The 16,214-nt window shown below is 43.6% G+C and carries 14 protein-coding genes; 4 read left to right on the top strand and 10 right to left on the bottom strand.

Features of this window, described 5'->3' with window-relative positions:
• Positions 1–4: 4 nt before the first annotated feature.
• The 7 genes from NB463_RS05015 to NB463_RS04985 all read right to left on the bottom strand — a co-directional run bounded on the left by NB463_RS05015 (position 5) and on the right by NB463_RS04985 (position 7,212).
• Positions 5–1,063, bottom strand: a complete 1,059-nt coding sequence (locus NB463_RS05015; protein ID WP_053807920.1) for an HlyD family secretion protein — start codon at positions 1,061–1,063, stop codon at positions 5–7.
• Between the two features lie 35 nt (positions 1,064–1,098).
• Positions 1,099–1,554: a MarR family transcriptional regulator gene (locus NB463_RS05010; protein WP_005397727.1), complete on the bottom strand. Its 456-nt coding sequence runs from the start codon at positions 1,552–1,554 to the stop codon at positions 1,099–1,101.
• 327 nt (positions 1,555–1,881) lie between these two features.
• Entirely contained in the window at positions 1,882–4,458 is a 2,577-nt protein-coding gene (gene luxQ / locus NB463_RS05005) for a quorum-sensing autoinducer 2 sensor kinase/phosphatase LuxQ (RefSeq protein WP_258431423.1), read from the bottom strand.
• Entirely contained in the window at positions 4,458–5,555 is a 1,098-nt protein-coding gene (locus NB463_RS05000) for an autoinducer 2-binding periplasmic protein LuxP (protein ID WP_005397733.1), read from the bottom strand. The genes luxQ and NB463_RS05000 overlap by 1 nt, the downstream gene beginning before the upstream one ends.
• A gap of 320 nt (positions 5,556–5,875) precedes the next feature.
• The gene (locus tag NB463_RS04995) at positions 5,876–6,196 is read right to left on the bottom strand and encodes a GIY-YIG nuclease family protein (RefSeq protein ID WP_053807922.1); all 321 of its coding nucleotides are present in this window, start codon (positions 6,194–6,196) and stop codon (positions 5,876–5,878) included.
• Positions 6,193–6,843, bottom strand: a complete 651-nt coding sequence (locus NB463_RS04990) for a YceH family protein (protein WP_053807923.1) — start codon at positions 6,841–6,843, stop codon at positions 6,193–6,195. The genes NB463_RS04995 and NB463_RS04990 overlap by 4 nt, the downstream gene beginning before the upstream one ends.
• Before the next feature lie 165 nt (positions 6,844–7,008).
• The gene (locus NB463_RS04985; protein ID WP_031780656.1) at positions 7,009–7,212 is read right to left on the bottom strand and encodes a hypothetical protein; all 204 of its coding nucleotides are present in this window, start codon (positions 7,210–7,212) and stop codon (positions 7,009–7,011) included.
• A gap of 241 nt (positions 7,213–7,453) precedes the next feature.
• Here NB463_RS04985 and NB463_RS04980 point away from each other — a divergent pair, with 241 nt between their 5' ends.
• Complete coding sequence (locus NB463_RS04980; RefSeq protein WP_005373603.1) at positions 7,454–7,768, top strand: DUF496 family protein; 315 nt, start codon at positions 7,454–7,456, stop codon at positions 7,766–7,768.
• 122 nt (positions 7,769–7,890) lie between these two features.
• On the top strand, positions 7,891–9,228 hold the full coding sequence (locus NB463_RS04975) for an MATE family efflux transporter (RefSeq protein ID WP_053807924.1): 1,338 nt from the start codon (positions 7,891–7,893) through the stop codon (positions 9,226–9,228).
• 62 nt (positions 9,229–9,290) lie between these two features.
• Here the strand turns inward: NB463_RS04975 and NB463_RS04970 are convergent, their stop codons facing one another.
• On the bottom strand, positions 9,291–11,927 hold the full coding sequence (locus NB463_RS04970; protein WP_053807925.1) for a hybrid sensor histidine kinase/response regulator: 2,637 nt from the start codon (positions 11,925–11,927) through the stop codon (positions 9,291–9,293).
• A gap of 615 nt (positions 11,928–12,542) precedes the next feature.
• Here NB463_RS04970 and NB463_RS04965 point away from each other — a divergent pair.
• Entirely contained in the window at positions 12,543–13,976 is a 1,434-nt protein-coding gene (locus NB463_RS04965) for a glyceraldehyde-3-phosphate dehydrogenase (protein WP_074190481.1), read from the top strand.
• A 240-nt stretch (positions 13,977–14,216) separates the two neighbouring features.
• Entirely contained in the window at positions 14,217–14,438 is a 222-nt protein-coding gene (locus NB463_RS04960; RefSeq protein ID WP_005397748.1) for a hypothetical protein, read from the top strand.
• A gap of 145 nt (positions 14,439–14,583) precedes the next feature.
• Here NB463_RS04960 and NB463_RS04955 read toward each other — a convergent pair whose 3' ends face one another.
• Together NB463_RS04955 and NB463_RS04950 are read right to left on the bottom strand one after the other, a co-directional pair.
• Complete coding sequence (locus NB463_RS04955; protein WP_048624827.1) at positions 14,584–15,198, bottom strand: LysE family translocator; 615 nt, start codon at positions 15,196–15,198, stop codon at positions 14,584–14,586.
• A gap of 95 nt (positions 15,199–15,293) precedes the next feature.
• Entirely contained in the window at positions 15,294–16,208 is a 915-nt protein-coding gene (locus tag NB463_RS04950) for a LysR family transcriptional regulator (protein ID WP_005396380.1), read from the bottom strand.
• Positions 16,209–16,214: the final 6 nt, after the last annotated feature.

Here is a 16,214-nt window from a genome sequence, read left to right as displayed (position 1 = left end):
CCCGTTAATAAATGTAATGAAGAAGACTCAAAAATCGGATCTGACATCTCGCTAACCAGCCAGATAACGAGTTTTCTGGCAACAGTTGCACAGTCGCACGTGCCCCGGCCGGAAATGCGCGCTGTTGAGGTTCATCGATAGCTAAATGTAAACGTAAACGCTGCGCGTCTCTCACCCAACGGTTTGAGTCTGTCGGTGTCGCTAAACGGCCATCCGCATCAAACTGGCCCGAGCTTACCCCCGCATCCACACTCGTAATACGAGCTTCAAATACGTCACCTGGCAAGCTATCAAAGGCCACTAACGCCCGACTGTTCTGATTGAAGTGTCGCAGACTCTTTTCACGAAAGTCGGCAATAATATCCACGTCATCCGAGACTAAAGCCACAAGAGGCGTACCAGCTGCCGCATAGGCACCCGTTTCCAGCTGCAAGTTAGCGACAACGCCATCATGTTCAGCAATTACTTGAGTGTAAGACAGATTAAGTTCTGCTTGTTTTAGCTGGTTTTGTGCCACGCGGATATTTACATTCGTTGCACCTAAATCGCCTCGGTTTACTTCCAACTCTTTTAAACGAGCGCGCGCGGCAAGTAAGTTTGCTCTGGCTGCCGTTGCACTACTTTGTGCGTCGTCACGCTGTTGTTGCGAGGTGCCATTGCGATGAAACAATGTATCAAGACGTTTGGCTTCGCGAACTTTTTGCTCGGCGACAATTTTGCTTGCTTCAACGTCCGCTTTTGCCGCTGCAATAGAGGCATCAAGCTGTTCATTATTTTGAATCACACGCTCAAGGTTAAGTTGAGCCTTTTCTACGGCGAGCTGATAAGGCTGTGGATCAATCTGGAATAGTAGATCGCCTTGGCTTATTTCTTGGTTGTTGGCAACATAAAGATGCGTAATCTGTCCACTCACACGGGGAGCTACTTTAGTTACCACTCGCGTTGCCATTGCCTGGGGCGTCAGTGGCATGGCGAGATCTGCGACTAGAAAATAGGCAAAGACAAGGACAAACGCGACGCAAGAATACTTGATCCAACGTGCGAATTTTTGATCTGGAGTCATAGGCGTTTACTTCTCTTTTAATTCGGGTTTCTGACTTATTCGCTAAGTGAATCAAGTGCATTGTGAGCAATCTGATCGAGGATCAATGAAAGCTTTTGAAGCTCTTGGTCATTGATTTCTGTCAGTAGCTTGCTCCGTACTTGAAGAATTCGAGTCTCCATTTGCTTGAGTAGGGTTTTACCTTCTTCTGTAAGGCTAACAATACGTGCTCGCTTGTCATGCTCACTGCAATGGCGAGTGATCAGAGATTGCTCTTCTAATAGCTTTAATGTGCGCATCAGCGATGCCAACTCAATCTCAAGCGCTTCAGCCAAATGCTTCTGACTAACGTTGTCGCCCATTCGATAAAGTTTCCATAACGCAGTCCAACGCGGGTACGTCAGGTTTAAAGGCTCCAACTCGCGATCTGCAACCATTTTCCACAAACGGGCTACACGAGATAACTTTTCAGCCAGAGAAAGGTCGCGCAAACTGTTGATGTCTTGAATCATAAGATCTACTCAATTACTTAGCTTGCTAAGTAATATAAAATAGTTAGCACGCTAAGTAATATAAAATAGTTAGCACGCTAAGTAAATAAGTTTTTGTGATTTAAATCACATAGAATATGCCATTGGGGAACAAGTTTGCGTAACGCAACGTAGTACTTGGGTTGAATAGTAGTGATATACGACACTAAAGGTGATATCAGCACTCCTGGCTTATCAACAAGTGAAGCATTGAGATACAAAAAAAGCACAACCCTAAGTTATGGCGTTGTGCTTTTCGGTTTAGTGAGCGATTGAATTCTCAATTAAGGCTCATAGCGAATGAGTTCATCACGTTCGTTCAATTAAGAATCGCTGCTTGAAGTCAACAAAGGCTTCATGCAGCGCATTTTCTTTAATCGGTTTGAGCAATACGTAATTCGCGCCCGCCTCCATAAACGCATCACTGGTTTCTTTCGCCGTATCGGCAGTACAAGCATAAATTGGCGTGCCTAACTTCAGCTTCTGTCGGATCTCTTTGGTTGTTTCAATTCCTCCAAGATGCGGCAGTTGGTTGTCCATCAAAATCAAATCGTAAGTATGATCTTTTAAGAACTCCATCGCTTCCAATCCATCTTTTGCCCAATCAACCTGCATTTTGTACTTGTTACAAAATGCTTTGAGAATGAAAGCATTGGTATGGTTATCTTCTACCAACAGTACTTTTAGACTCTCTGCGAATAACTCACCAGGTTTAACTCTCGAGCTTGAATCAAGAGGGGTGAGCACTCGCTCACGATCTTTCACCGGCATTGTAATAACAAAGGTCGTACCCAAACCTTTTTGACTACGTACTTGAACGTCACCTTCCAGCATATCGACGAGGCTTTTCACAATGGTCAGTCCCAAGCCACTGCCACCGTATTCTCGAGTGGTCGTTGCTTCCTCTTGAACGAAAGGTTCGAACATTTGGTCAAGCTTATCGGGCTCTATGCCGATGCCCGTATCCGTAATTTCCACTACCAACACACTATTTTCGGCGCCGTAGAACTGCTCCAGTTCAGCATGCAAGCGTACGCTGCCCGAGGGGGTAAACTTGACTGAGTTACTGACTAAGTTAAATAAAATTTGGTTCAGACGAACTTGGTCAGTAAAGATTTCAACATTGGGATCAATCTTGTTTTCAATGACGAGGTTAACGCCTTTATTTTCGCAAATTGGACGATAAATGTTTTCTAACGTTCGAATCGTGTCAGTGAAAGAAAACGGGTGCTTTTGAATATTAAACTTACCCTGCTCAATCTTCGAAAAATCCAAAATATCATTCAAAACAGCAAGTAAGTGCTCACCACTATGTCGAAGTACGTCAATTTGGTTATTCTGTTCTTCCGTTTCGACCGAGTCTTTTAATAATTGAGCAACTCCTAGAATGCCATTGATTGGCGTTCGGATTTCATGGCTCATTTTAGCCAGAAAATCGGCACGTGCTTGGGCGGATTTTTCTGCCTCTTTACGTGCCAAGTTACTTTGTTTTTCCGCTTCAATAAGCGTCGTAATATCCTGACCTTGAACAATGATACCGCTGATATCACCGTCAACTCGAATCGGCGATAAGTTCCAGCGATATACCTTGTCTCCAATTGGTACATTGACGCCAGTTAACGTGGCTCCTTGAGCTGCCATTCGCAGGTGCGGCATCAACTTTTCTTTGAAGCCTTTAAACACTGGGTGCATGGTTTCAATGTCGTTTTCCATGACCAATTCTTTGCGGGCTGCCGGATTGATTTGGATGAGTACACCAGACTCTGACCACACCATAATCGGCGATAACGCAAAGTTAAACAGATCGCGGAATGAACGCTTTTGCGCTTCCAGCTCTTCAAAGGTGTTTTCTAGTGTCGAACCAATATGATCGAACTCCTCGATATCCGATCCGCCAAATCGTTCGAACCCTTTTTCTTCACGAGCCGAACGAGTGTATGCCATCAACGAGCCAAGCTCTTCGACGACTCGATTCTCAATCCACTCTTTGGTCATCAACGCAATCATCACCATCCCGATAACCGAAGCCAGCATCGCCAAAAGGTGCTGGATTTGCAGCGTCACAACACTCTGATTGTCTTGCACGGTTAGTAAACACAAATCCGTCGTGGCAGCATTGACTTCGATAGGGGTTTTAATGATCAACAACTGGTCAAGCTTTTGCTGAGACTCTCGCCGCTTCAGAACATCAAATATCTTGTACGCTTCATCTCCGACTAGTGAGCTGGCTAGTGGCGTATCGTTGGCCACCAAAACAACATTATCAACGTTTCCTTCGTTTTTTAGTCTTTCCATCAACCCGAAGTTGTTATCTAGAACAACAACATTGTAAGAATACCCCATCACTTCACCGGTTTTAGGTTGTAAAACCGGTACACGACGCAGTAACAGGTGGCGAGTTCCCATTGGGGTATGTGAAGGAAGGTAATACCAATTGTTGCTAAAAGTCACTTGGCTCGCGAGATCATTGAGAATCAAGTTATTGATGCCATAGAAATGCGCATTCCCATCGTCCCAAATAATGCCTTGATGATCGGTGAGAAAGCGAAATTCTGGCGTATGGGAAGGATCACTCTGGTCAATACTCATGAAAAAGTAATTGAGAGCTTCTTCATCCCGTTCTGTATAAAAATCTAAAACAACATCACTCTTCGAGTTACTGTTGTGATGAATCTGAATCGCAGCAAAATGGCTATCAAAAATATTAAGAATCAGCGCTGACGTCTGTTGCTTAGTTCTGTCGACTTCCTGCCAAATAATTTGCTTCGAGAAGTAATAACTCTGAACGAAGATACCTAAAATGATCGGAGCAAGTACGAGAATGATTATTTTCGTAATAAGCGTCGACAATGAGCGACGCTTTCTTGTTTTTGATGTAGTTATCATCAATTGTCTGAGTATCTAAATGCGCGTTTTCTTAATGCTTCAATTCTTTCTGGAGAATCAGATTTCGTGACGACTTCAAAATCACCAGAATAAACGGTTGGAACGGGTTTCCCTTCAAGATCCCACTTAATCGCTTCTGCCATTGCAATGCCAGTATCATCGTTCATACGCATAACAGTAACGTCTAACTCCCCTTTCGAAAGCGCTTCTAATTCTGCAGAGCCGCCACCCCAGCCGTTGATCATGACATCTTCACGCCCTAATTCTTTCAGCGCATCAACAGCCCCTAGCGCCACATCTGTAGAACACGCATAAATAAAATCGACGTCAGGGTATTTTTCCAAACTCGCTTTTGCTGCTTCATACCCAGACTGCTTTGTCGCTTTGGTATAGTAAGCAGATTGTAGTTCAAAGTTGTTATCACGGTTGACTTGATTGATAAAGGTATTGCCTCTGATATCGCTGATATACCCTTCTGAAAAGTAGAGCACACTATAATGGCTCTGTTTTGGAAAACGCTTACCAAACTCCACTGCAAGCTCACGGCTGCCTTCAGCATGATCAAAACCAACATAAAGGAACGGTTGGTGATCCTCCCAATCTCTTACCGGTGTAGTGATATTTTGTAAGATCAACTTGGTTTTCTTTGAGTCTAAGACGTGTTCAACAAACTTACGATGCCTAGTGGTATCGAGAGTGAAAATAAGATAATCGGAGTTGCTCTTCAGCGCTTCCATTAAAGACAAACTTTGTTGCTTAATATCTGCGTTGGGACGGGTAAATACTTGATTAAGTTGATAGTCGATATCGAGTTTATCTAAACGCTGTTCAAATGCGTCTATATTTCGAATCCAATAATCCGAAATCTGTTGGCCTGGATAAACCACAGAAATTTTTAACGGACGTTTTTTGTCTCTTTCAACCGGAACAGGAGTCTCTCGCACGGCGTCAGCCAACGCATTCGTTAACTGCTTCTGTTCTGGAAACTGGTCTAAAAATTCTTGATATGCCCAATACCCATTGAGGACTTGAGTGGCTTGCGCTATCGGCGCGACAGTGGCCATTGACATCAGGGAGAATACTAACGCTTTTTTCATCTACTGCTCTTTTAGCTTTTTATGAGCCTAATTCAGCTCTATTCGTTACCTAGCCGAGTCATCCTTTACTCTTGTAATCTACCTTCCTCTGAGTGCCTGTTTCAATAATAAATTGGTTCTTAGTCTGAGTTGGAACGAATAAACGTTTATTGTGTACCTAATTGTAAGGTCACAAAATATCATTTCTCCTTTTCATACTCTGAGTGTTTAAACAGAACACCAACCCATTATGCGTCAGTTTGTTCTTACATGGTACTCCAAAACTAAAAAGAAACCGCCTCAGTGGACGGTTTCTTTGTTATTCGGCATGTCGCGAACGCTTATTTCGATAAAGCAATTTCTAACATCATCTGCTGATTTTCATCAACGACAATACTTGCTTTTGACGTAACAAGCAGCTCTTTCTTAGCTTTTGTTAGTTGCTTAATATAATACTCAGCCCGCATGGCAAGTGTCTTTGAATCAAAATCCGAAGACCACTCCAATACCAAGGGACCTTTTCCTTTTAAAGCTTTCGCTCCTTTGCCCGTTTGGTGCTGATTGAATCTTCGCTCAACATTGTTTGTGACACCGCAATACAGCGCATTGCGGTTATTTCGTATCAAATAGACACTCCAACGCTGCGCTGTATTTTCAATCATGAAAGTAGTGACTCGACCTTAGCTTTAAGTTCATCGAGCTCTTCTTTAAGCTGAGCAACTTCGAGCTCTAGCTGGCTGACTCGATCAGAATTAGAGCCAGCCGCTGACACTGGCACTGCTAGCTCAGAGACGTCAACGTCGCCACAGAACAAATGCATATAGCGTGATTCTCGCTTCCCGGCTTCACACGGTAACTTGACCACTAATGGTCCTTTTTCTTCGCTTGCTAAGTGCTCCAAAACCGTTTCAACTTCTTTTACATCATGAAATGTCGCGAGACGATTGGTACGAGTGCGAATTTCCCCAGGCGTTTGAGCACCACGCAAAAGCATACAACATACGATTCCCTTCTCTTGTTCTGTCAGTTTTAAATCACCAAACTCCGTATTACAGAAACGGTGCTGATACTTGCTAACACGGCTGTTAAACGCACTTTCGTCACTGACGAGCCTACGTTCAATTAGAGCATCAACGGCATCGAGAACGTCTGACTCAGAGAGCGACATTACGGGATCACGGTTGCTTTTTTGATTACACGCGTTGGTTAATGCGTTTAGGCTGAGGGGGTAAAGATCTGGGGTGGTGACTTCTTTTTCGATCAAGCAACCAATGACTCGTGCTTCAATTGCCGTTAGCTCAACTTTCATAATGCATTTCCTTATTATTTTTGCATTTGACTTGGTACCTAAATCGCTTCGATATCATGCATCATACATTGGCAAAGAGATGCAAGAAGCGTTAGCGATTCAGGTGTCGGTGTCAGGCTAAAGCATAGCGCAAGACCTGGCACCCTTTGCGAATCGGGTCAGGTATCAATGCTCCGAGAGAATTGGCACTTTCGTCAAATTGCCATCTTGATCAACCATCATTATTTTTGAACGATTCAGCTCAACTTCGATGATTTCGAGTTGCTCGCGAGCGTTGATATACGCTGTTTTTAACTTTTCAGCCACAGAGCGAGTGGCTTGCTCATTATCTTGACTACTTACTTGCTCCGCAGTGTTCCCAGAGTCCATATCAAGTTCATCATTTTGCATTCAATGGTGTTGATAATATAGTGAAGGCCACGTTATGACAATGAATCGATGGATTCTACGATGTTGCCCAAAACTCGATTAGAGAAGCGTGATTATGTGGACACATCGCAATTGGTTGAGAAATGTTCAACTCTGCATTGTGATTGATCTAAAGACTGTTATGCCACTGGATGTTGTGCTTTAATCGAGGAAGATATTCATAAAATTAGGAAAGAGAACTATGAGTAGCGTATTTGAAATCGTTAACCAAGCTCGTCGTAAAAACAAACTAAAACGTGAGCTGCTTGATAACGAAAAGAAAGTTCGTGATAACCGCAAACGTGTTGACCTTCTAGAAAACCTTCTAGATTACATCAAACCAGAAATGACTCACGATGAAATCGTCGCAATCATCAAAAATATGAAAGCAGACTACGAAGATCGTGTTGATGACCACATCATCAAAAGTGCAGAAATCTCTAAAGCACGTCGTGACATCAGCCGTCGTATTCGCGAACTGACTGAAGAAGACAAGCAAACTAGCGGCAAAAAATAAACGCTTAAGCTAGATTTTCCAACCCCGAGTAAAGCTACCTTACTCGGGGTTTATTTTTGTCTCTAAACTAAGCGCCGTGTACAATCAATCCAACTCTTATTTCCTAACGCATTCAGCTTTCTATGTCCTCAACTACGACAAGTACACAACCAACACTTGCAAAACAATTATTTACGATGACTTGGCCAATGCTATTTGGCGTTCTATCTTTAATGAGCTTTCAGCTTGTAGATAGTGCGTTTATCGGTCAGCTCGGCGTTTTACCTTTGGCCGCTCAAGGTTTTACTCTTCCGTTGCAAATGGTCATTATCGGCATTCAAGTCGGTTTAGGTATCGCCACGACCGCTGTCATTTCTAAAGCGCTTGGTGCGAATGAAAGTCGTTATGCCAAACAGCTCGGTGGCTTAGTTTTGATGATTGGCTCAATCGGCGTAGCCGTTTTTGGAGGGCTAATTTGGCTTTTGCGCTACCCCATTTTATCTCTATTAAGTGCTCCAGAGTCTGTGATGCCGATTATCGACAGCTACTGGCCTTGGTGGCTGCTAAGTTCATGGACTGGCGCGGTTTTATATTTTTACTACAGTATTTGCCGGGCTAACGGCAACACCATGTTGCCTGGCACAATGATGATGGTAACCAGCGGCGTGAACCTTGTGCTCGATCCACTATTTATTTTCACGTTTGACTTAGGTATTAACGGAGCAGCAATAGCAACCATCGTTGCTTTTGGGTTTGGTATTTTAGTCGTCGCGCCTCGCGTGAAGAAGAACCACTGGGCAACAACGCAGTGGCAAGACCTCAACGTAGCTAAAAGTGTTGCGTCTATCGGTAACATCATGGGACCTGCGATGATCAGCCAACTGCTGCCTCCGTTGTCGTCCATGTTAGCAACAAAGTTGTTGGCAAGCTTCGGGACCGCAGCAGTCGCCGCTTGGGCGCTCGGTTCACGCTACGAATTCTTTGCTATCGTTTCGGTGTTAGCGCTGACAATGTCTATGCCCCCAATGGTCGGGCGCTTACTTGGCGCAAAGAACTACCAAGATATCCAATCGCTAGTCAGTATTGCCGTAAAATTCATTCTGGGCTTTCAACTTTTGATCGCAGCCATTACGTTTGTCGTCGCAAACCCACTTGCACTACTGATGACCAGTGATGTTCAAGTAGAGCAAGTATTAGAAATGCATTTGCTGATTGTTCCTATCAGCTTAGGTTCACTAGGTGTATGTATGTTGATGGTTTCTCTTTGCAATGCATTAGGTAAATCTTACACCGCGCTCACCATTTCAGCGCTACGCTTGTTTGTCTTTTTCCTTCCTTGCTTATGGGTTGGCGCTCAAATGGGGGGAATCCGAGGTCTACTTTTAGGCGCTTGTATGGGCAACATTCTGGCGGGCATTTCCGCTTACCTAACCTATCGACAAACCATACGTAAACTCGCTGGCGCTCAAGCAAACGCATAACAATACATGGTTAAAATAAAGCCCCTTTGATTGGGGCTTTATCGTCTTGAAATGTTATCGATTTAGGCGAGTTTTAATTCATTGAAGAGCTCAAATAGCTGATTCGATTTATAAGGCTTAGGTAAATAAGCATCCATACCTGCAGCAAAACAGTTGTGAATGTCTTCTTCCAAAACACTCGCGGTGAGCGCAATAATAGTCGTTTTCTCACGCCCGGCTTTCTTTTCCCAACGACGAATTTCTTTCGTCGCGGTCAGTCCATCCATCACCGGCATCATACAATCCATTAAAATTGCATCGAATTCTTCTCCCTTTGTGATGGCTTCCAACGCTTCTTGTCCATTGCTTGTTATCAAATAGTCATATCCTGCTTTATCCAGAAAGAAACTCGCGATTTTCTGATTCATCAAGTTATCCTCCGCGATTAAGATCCTCCTGTGAGAGCGCGACGTTCGATATTCAGACTTTGGAATACTATTAGTGACAGCGTCACTTGAAATGGTTTTTTCTACCTTCGCTAAATCGTCAATGACATGCTTAAATCGATTGCCAAGAAAAGGCAATGTGAGCACAGCATGTACTCTTTCTGCATTGTCGTAGGGAGTGGATAGATGATGCTGACAAATAATCACACGACGAAGATCATACTTGAGTGACAACTCATCTAAGGCTTCATCCGTATTGGAGTCGTCACTATGGCACAGAAATATGACATCAAAGTCATCGTTTATTGCTTTTACTTCATTAACATTATTCGCACCAAAGAGATTGATTTTCGCTAATCGACACTCTTTCAAAAGTTGATCAGCGTAATCGTAATTTGTGCAGATCAAGAGCCCTTTATTTATCACGTCCGAGCGCCAGCCAAACATCGGAATAACGTCAACCTCAATAGAGAATTCAAAGCATGTGCCCACTCCTTTGGTGGATGTCGCTATAAGCTGCCCTCCCATCATGGATACCAGTTGACGACAAATTGCCAATCCCAGCCCCGTTCCACCGAACTGCCTTGACACCCCTTCATCTTCCTGAGTAAAGGGTTCAAAAATCGTCGTTAACTTATCTTGTTCAATGCCTATCCCGGTATCTTCGACTTTAAACATCAGCGTTCCGCGCTCGTTCTCAGGTAACTCGTCATAACTGACATCAACACGTATATGACCGCTTTCGGTAAACTTGACCGCATTCGATACCAGATTCGTGATGACCTGCTTGATGCGATGATCATCAACCATCACTCGAGTTGGAATGTTTTCAGCTAAGTTAATCCCCAACTCTAGCTGTTTAGATGTGGCTTTGGATTGAAATAAAACCATCGACTGGTACACCACCTCTCGGATATCGGCCTCGACTAACGACAACTCCAGTCGACCAGATTCGATTTTAGAAAGATCCAAAATATCGTTAAGCAAGGTAAGTAATGTTTGAGATGAAGAGTCAATGTCATCAACGACTTCTTGTTGATGGGAAGATAACTCACTTTGAGAGAGTATCTCCGTCATGCCCATAATACCGTTTAGGGGGGTACGTATTTCATGCGACATGTTGGCAAGAAATACTGATTTAGCGCGATTAGCAGACACTGCTGACTCTTTAGCATGGAGTATTTCGTCTGTTTGTCTCTGCTTTTCTTCAACCACTCGATTCACTTGCTGAGCGAAAATCGTCAGTTCATCACTGCCATCGACTTTGACTTTCGTCTGTTTCTCTTCATCGTTGATCAGCGCCGTTAAGGTATGAATAATCGCATCTAGTTTGCTATTAACCCGAAACCAAGTGCCAAAGCCAAGCCAGCAAAGCATGACGATAACCAAAATAACGCCAGAGGTAACCATCGCAATATTGGTCTTTTGTTCATGAACTTGTGTTAGGAGCGACTGCTCTGTTTGTTTCGTGAACCCATCAATGAGTACTTGCAAGCGTTGCACACGGAAATCGAGTTCTCTCAAATACGCTTCATAGTCACTACGTGACATGTCCCCTGACATTAATTGCCCACGAGATGCCAAATTTCTCTGATATCTCGGCGACGTAAACAAGCCTAGCAATTTATCAACTTGATCGTATGACCCTCCTAAATTTAAAAACGCATCCAAATTTTGCTGCTGTCGATCAATAGCCTGAAAAAACAGACTCTGACTCAACCGACTCTTAGGATCTTGAACTAGGCGATGTGTCAACCAGGCTTCTTTCTGTGTCCAAAAAGACAGCTGAGCAAGGTAAGCAATAAAATTCTGCATTCGAATGCCGTCCTCACTGCCATACCACTGATGATTTTGTAGCAAAGAGCGCGACATATTTTGAAGCAGTTGAAATGCCCAATCACCAAGGTCATCCATCTCGTCCAACCTACCTGATAATACCCCTAGCATGGCCTCTTTCAGCTCATCAGCATATTCAGCGGTATTGGGGTTACTGACGAATTTTTGATGCATGGAAGAAATAACACCGTCTTGTTCTTCTATATTAAGTGCGGCTGATGCTTGAAGCGTAGGCTGGCGGCGTGCTTTCTCTATGGAGTAAATAAAATGAGAGGCTTGGGATATCAACTGGAAACCTTGGATATTGATTACCGTTTGATTGAGACGGCTTACGCGCAACGCATTGTCAGAAAACTGCTGAACTGCAAAAACCACTATCACCACCGTGGGTAATAGTGCGAGGAGTGCTAAGCGTGTTTTTATTGATAATCTCAACATCCATCAGCCCAATGGTTGATCTCATCCGATTATTTAATACTAGACTAGTTTCTAGCATTGAAAGGCATATACGACATGGTTACTTTAAAACAACATTCACCTACCAAAACCATGGTCATTCCGCTTATTTCGCCATCGGTCAATGAAATGGTAATTGTGACTCGAATCATACTTTTTGATCTTCAAGCTGAGTACAAACAGTGAAGCTTCACTCATACCTAAGATGCACATCACTTTTCATAAAATTCCAAACCATATGTTCACCTATTTCGTTGCCTTATCGAGACAAATCACACAAAAATGCAAACGAATTAACAGTGACAACAAAACTAATTTGAAAACACACATTATCATCGCGAAAAAAGTGGATGACTTTTTAAATGTCAATACGTGAAAACCACCGCTTTAGTCACATTAATTCACCACTAACACGACCTTAACTAGTGTTTTACACTGGATTTAATTTTCCTAGCAGAATAAGGGCTCCGACCTTAGAATCCGCACACATAACTATTACAACCCGATTACATAACCCACCACACTCTTGCACGCTGCCGAAGAGGCAACAGCAGAGAGTATGGTTAGCCCCCAAAACGTGAAAGGTCTAATACAACAATGAGTCCAGAGAAATATCTCCAAGACTGGCAAACTAGCCAAACGATTGCTGAATCTATTTCCCCTCTAATTGGTAAGCTATATCGTCAAAAAGGAATCGAAGTGGTTCTGTTTGGTAAAACGCTTATCAATGCTACTACTATAGACATTCTCAAAACTCATCGCGTTGCAAGACGTTATACAGGCAGCCCACTCTCACTTGAGCACACAATGCCTATCATTCAAGCGCTATGTGAAATGAGCATTTCTTCGTGTCGTGTCGATGTTGGCCAATTGGCAACTAAGTACTGGAATGAGCATGACGATACTGCGTCTCTAAATGATTTCCTTATCACTGCACTTGATGGCGCACGCGATGCAGACTCTTCATTGAAAGCGCGTGATGTAGTTCTTTACGGTTTTGGTCGCATTGGTCGACTACTAACTCGCCTTCTGATCGAGAAAAGTGGCCCAGGTTACCCACTACGACTACGAGCGATTGTGGTTCGTGGCGGTAAAAAAGGCGATTTAGAGAAGCGTGCTAGCTTACTGCGTCGTGACTCAGTCCATGGTCAGTTCAACGGTAGCATCGTGATCGATGAGGAACGTAAAGCTCTGATCGTTAACGGTAACTACATCCAAATCATCTACGCAAACAATCCAAGCGAAGTAGACTACTCTGCTTACGGTATTAACAACGCGCTTGTTGTTGATAACACAGGTGTTTGGCGTGATTCTGAAGGCCTAAGCCAACACTTAGCGTGTCAAGGTGCAGAGAAAGTGCTGCTAACGGCACCAGGTAAAGGCGATATTAAAAACGTTGTATTCGGTGTAAATGAATCAGTTATTCAAGAAAATGACACCATCATCTCTGCAGCGAGCTGTACCACAAACGCAATCACGCCGGTTCTTAAAGCGCTGAATGATAAATATGGTGTCCTTTCTGGTCACATCGAAACCGTGCACTCATACACAAACGACCAAAACTTGATCGACAACTTCCACTCTGGTGACCGCCGTGGACGTAGTGCTTCTCTGAACATGGTTCTAACTTCAACTGGCGCAGCTAAAGCAGTAGCAAAAGCACTGCCAGAGCTAGCTGGTAAGCTAACAGGTAACGCAATTCGCGTACCGACACCAAACGTTTCGATGGCAGTCGCTAACCTAAACTTAGGTGAAGACGTAGACCGTGATTCACTGAACGATTACTTGCGTGAAATGGCGTTGAACTCTGAGCTTTCGGCACAGATTGACTACACCGATTCAACAGAAATTGTATCAACTGACTTAGTTGGTTCTCGCCATGCAGGCGTCGTGGATGGTCAAGCGACTATCGCACAAGACAAACGTTGCGTACTTTACATCTGGTACGACAACGAATTCGGTTACAGCTGCCAAGTTGTGCACTGTATGGAACAAATGATGGGTGTTCGTTACCAAACATTCCCTCGATAGGTGAACTTTGCTCCACAACGTTAACCACATAGCGTAACGGACAATATCTCATATTTGTTCTAAATAATAAGCGCGAAGCGCATTACTAATATTTTTCCCCGTTTATACGCCTGATCACCCTCAGGCGTTTTTTCATTTCGCTCATTTGACACTCTCCGGACAAAGTGAAGGCTATCATTCATGTTTTGTTCATGTTCACAGCATTAATCTGAACACATGAATTACAGAGAGGTCATGATTATGAATCGGATTATTGTTACCGCACTGGCACTGATTACGGGCTTTTTTACATTAGTATTTAGCTTGATCATTGCGATTCCGTTGACCATCGCAGCATTGATTACAGGCAAGCGTATTGAGAAGCGCGTGAAGAAAATGCAGAAAGAAATGCATGAAGAGTATGAATTCAATACTGGTAAAGCCGATGCTATTGAAGGTGAGTTCGAAGAGGTTCGCCGATAAGTAAATAGAATTTATATAAGTTTCTCTCCCCCGACTGCTCCTGAGAAACTTCTTGCTTTCACCCTGTCTTTACAATGGCAGGGTGCTTTTTTACAAAAAAGGCAGCCATTCGGGCTGCCTTTAATATTTTGTTGTCTTTGCAAATTTATACGGTTACGACCACTCGAAGTGCCAATAGCATTAGAACAATCCCTGACAAACGATCAATTAACACCGCTTTAGAACGAATTCTGTCCACCACTTTAGAGCTTGATAACACTAGGGTGATAAAGGTATACCAAAGCCCGTCCACAACAAATGGTGTAGCAACAATGATCATTTGATTGCTCAAATCATTACCTAGCGCTACAAACTGACTGAATAATGCGATAAAAAACAAAGCAATTTTAGGACTTAAAATCGAGATAAAAAAACCTTCTCGAGCAGACTGGCTTACCGTTGTTTCCTCGCCTGACTCCAACTTCGCCGCCACACCGCCTTTCGAACGCAGCGCATTGAACCCTAAATATGCAAGATATGCCGCGCCTGCAAGGCTGATCGTCTTGAACAACATCGGGCTTTGCTGCAAAACAACAGCGAGGCCAATCAGCGTGATAAAGGCATAAACGCCAATTCCAAAAGCGTGTGCCCAAGCCGTTGCCAAGCCATTGATGCGTCCACCAGCCAAGGCATGTTTTGCCACAATCGCTAGGCTAGGCCCAGGTGACATAGCACCGAGTAAACACACGGTAAAAAGTGATAACCAAACTGTTAGTGTCATAAATAACCTCTCTCCATTTGAATTCAATCTATCAATTGAAGAGCTATAATTTGAAATCAAAGCTTCGCATAAAAGTCATGATTTAAAATCATAACCTAATGGATGGAGTATTCCGATATTTTCATCACCGCGTGGATTTGCTCTCGCACCCACTGATGAGCTGGATCATTGTCGTATTTAGGATGCCACATCAGCCAGTATTCATGGGTAGGTGTCTCAAAAGGAAGCGCTTTATGAACCAAAGGCCAGTGCTTGGCCAAATTATTTGCAATGTGCTCCGGAACTACCATTAAGTGCTCACTTGAGACCAAACGATTTACCGCCGCAGAGAAAAAAGGCACTTTAAAGGTAACATGACGCATCAGCCCCCTGTCTTTTAGTGCCATATCAGTACTTGAGTCTTTGTCTCCCCCACCCGTCACTTGAATATGCGAATGACTGATGAGGTCCTCTACAGAAATCGAAGCCTTACCTGCTAAAGGGTGAGACGCCTTCATCAAACAAACTGACTTATCAGAACCAATATTGATGCTAGATACACCTTCAGGCTGAGTGGGATACATAGAAGAAGCAAGGTGGATTCCTAACTCGTGAAGCTTATCGATAAAATCTAGCTGCCACAGTCGATACGCCAAATCCAATTGTGGTGCTTGTTCACCCAAGTGAGATGCAATATCGGGCAAAACGTATTGTGCTACGTAATCACTTGAGGCAATAACCAGCTCGCCTTGCCACAGTTGCGGCTCAAAAGGTTTGTCATCGAGTAAATGGTCAAACTCAGCCAGTAACGCATCAAGCTTTGATTTTAACGCTATTGCTCGCGGGGTTGGTATCAGCTGATTACCTTGACGAATAAGCAGTGGGTCACCACACAGATCGCGCAATTGTGCAAGCTGTCGGCTAACCGCAGACTGCGTAATGTGCAAACGTTCTGCAGTTCGGCTGACATGACACTCTTCTAAAAGTACATGCAAGGACCTAAGTAGATTCAAATTGATGTTGTTTAACATACCGGC

Origin of the sequence: Vibrio sp. RM-41-2B (assembly GCF_024744415.1) — a bacterium.
In the GTDB taxonomy this organism is placed as follows: Bacteria; Pseudomonadota; Gammaproteobacteria; order Enterobacterales; family Vibrionaceae; genus Vibrio; species Vibrio diabolicus.
The sequence above is the reverse complement of the archived record's forward strand: the minus strand, read 5'-3'. Positions and strand labels throughout refer to the sequence as shown.